1 protein-coding gene and 1 pseudogene are annotated in these 2,901 nt (G+C 62.7%); both read right to left on the bottom strand.

The genetic code is table 11. The features are described from left to right. The coding region (locus AC1DY5_RS49740) for a mechanosensitive ion channel domain-containing protein (RefSeq protein WP_478121691.1) at positions 1-2,507 on the bottom strand (2,507 nt) is incomplete at its 3' end. 50 nt (positions 2,508-2,557) lie between these two features. Continuing rightward, positions 2,558-2,901 (bottom strand): annotated as a pseudogene (locus tag AC1DY5_RS49735) (hypothetical protein); the annotation flags it as partial.

The raw sequence follows: 2,901 nt of genomic DNA, 5'->3' as shown, positions 1-2,901 counted from the left end.
CGCAAGACCCGTTCGAATGCCAAGTTAAGTGCATGTTGCACCTGCTGGCGCCTGTCGAACTTGCCGACAAAAAAACGCGCTTCGAATTTGAGCGAACCGATTCCCGGCCCGACGAAATACACCGTCGGCGGCGGCTCGGACATCACCTCGGCCTCGGCCCTCACCGTGTCGAGGAGCAGCCGCTGAACGAGCGCCACGTCACTGCCCATGGGAGCGCTGACCTTGAGGGATAGCCGTGTCGTCTGGTTGGACAGCGTCCAGTTGACAACACGCTCGGTGATGAAGGCCTTGTTCGGGATAAGAACCTCCCGGTGATCGAAATCGAGCACTGTTGTCGCGCGCGCGCGGATCTTGGACACCGTCCCTGTGACTTCACCGACGGTGACGACATCGCCGATCCGGATCGGCCGTTCCGCCAGTACGATCAGCCCGGAGACGAAGTTCGCGACGATCTCCTGCAAACCGAAGCCCAGTCCTACTCCGAGCGCTGCAACTAGCAAGTGCAAATCGCCCCAGCCGATCCCTAGAATGCGGCAGGAAATGAGGATAGCGGCTGCGACCATGCCATAGCGGGTCATGACCTTGATCGCGTAGTTGGCGTCGGCCTTGGTCTCGAGCCGCTGCAGCAGCGACATGTCAAGCAGCGGCCCCACATTGCGGACCGCAATTGTCGTAACCACCGCGATCAGAAGCGTGAGGAACAGGCGACCCACAGTGATCGGCAGAGCGACAGTCTTGCCATCGACCGTACCTGGGTAGGTCCACAGTACGTAGTCGCCAAGCACCGAAATCATCGGCAAGGCGTCCTTCCATACCTCCCACATGCCCCCGAGCAGCAGCAAGGTGATCAATAGATCGAGCAGCGAGCGCGCCTGCGCGCCGAGTTCCGCGACGTCGATGTTCGGCGCGAGCATCGAAGGGGTGTTTTCGCCCGCAGCGCCTAACGGCACGGCCTGATGATTCTGCAGGCGCATGAAGCTGCTCCGTCGCATCTCAATCCACAGCGCGATCAGTCCGTAGAGCGTCATTGCACCCAAGGTGATGAATAGCGAGTAGACCATTCGCCCAAAGAAGTAGCCCGCCGCAATGAAGTACCCCCCTGCAGCGAGCGCAGCAATGCCTAGCGGCAAGGCCAGCAGGAGCGTGAACYACAGATCGTGCCAACGCACCACCTTCCATTTCGGGCGGCGCATGCGGATAGACTGCATCACCGGGCTGGCACTGTGCAAAAGCCGCGCGAAGAAGGCAGTCAGCGCGAGCATCGCCATCAGGAAAGCGAGGCGCCCCAGACTTTCCCGGTTGGCAAAGGGTGCGTGGTCGAGCCCATTCAAGGTGGCCACGAATATCAACGGAACGAACAGCACCGCGAAGTGCCTCAGCGCCCGAGCGACATGGCCAATCGTGGCCTCGTCCCAACCGAAGTGCGTGGAGCCAACGCCACGCGGGTCGAGCAGCCATGCAAAGGCCGACATGGCGAATAGCAGCTTGGCGATAACGGCCAGCGCATCGCCGAGCGCCAAAGCGAAAAGTGGCGATTCTGGCGCGCGCCCCAAGATGCTCGAAGCCGTGGCCAGCAAAATGGGACCCGGCAAGGCCAGAAGGAAGGTGATCGTGAGGGCCACCACCGTCACTCCCAACCCGTAGTGGGCGGGCCCCATCCTCACGGGCGACCGGGAGCCGAGACGCTCGCACAGGTGGCGACGCGCGACAACCAGGGCAAGCGCGATCACCAGGGTCAGCGCCGGCCAAGCCGGCTGCTGCACCACGCCAACACGCAGCACTGACGCTGCCAACCGCCAGTTGTCAGCCGACAGCGTCCAGGCGACGGACGGCGCGACCTCGTTGATGTCCTCCATTCCAGCTCGACCCGGGACCCAGAATTGCAGACGCGTCAGCGCATCATGAGCTGCTTGACTGCGACGGATGAGTTCGAGCTCAGAGGAGGCGCTTTGCTGCAGCGTCGTCAGCAACTCACTGCGCACTTCATCGAGGCGTTTCAGCAACTTGACCTGCTCACCGAGCTGCGTTGCGAGAGAGGCTGCAACCTGAGCCTGCTGCGCGGCGTCGATGGGGGGCTCTGCCGCAGCCACCTGCCTAGCCGCGACGGACGCAACGTCGCTGAGCCCAGCCAATGCCCGCTCGACGCGAAATTTAGCGTCGCTTGCATCCTCTAGCTCGCGCTCGCGCCGCTCGTGTACCGATGCGATCCGATCAACGACGGGCAACATATGGCGCTGTTCGCTGACCGCCTGCACGAACCCACGCCCCAGCGGTGGGACCTGGGCTCGGCGTTCGATCCTCTTCATGCCTTCAGCCAGGGTGTCGGTCTCGGCGCGCAGCAGCGCAAGATCATCCTTGACACGCTCGGATTCCTGCTCGGTCGCGGCAATCTCGGCGCGCAGGGCTGCGATCTCACCCGCAACGACGGACAGTACATCCGAATTTTCAGCGCAAGGTCCGAATGTCGGATAGCTAAAGAGCAGCACCACAACGCCATTGCGAAGCATTCTTCGCCAGCGGTGCTCGGACCATCGAGCCGTCGCCCTCACTCCTTGCATCACGGCGCCCGGATGGCTGTCGCAAGATCTGCGCTACCGGGGTCCGTGATCAGTTCGCGCACGAGCGAACGTCCAAACTTCGTCGGGCAACCGGCTCTGCGTCGCACCGTCCACATGAACTCGATCAGCGCAGCGTCGCCGCGGAGGATCATGGTGATCGGGTCGACATCAAACCCGACTTCGGCGACGGTGCCTGCCGACAAGCCGAGCAGCATAACCGGCGCGCCTACCGACAGGCCACGCATGGACTCGCTGAATTGCAAGGCGTACCGCGTCGCAAGACGGTCTGGTTGCTTCATGGCGGTCACTTCATCGCCGTAGATGCCGCGAGTCGAACACAGTG

The sequence above is a fragment of the Variovorax sp. P4_D9 genome, from assembly GCF_056401695.1.
Note: the sequence above shows the minus strand (reverse complement) of the source record. Positions and strands in the feature narration are given on the sequence as shown.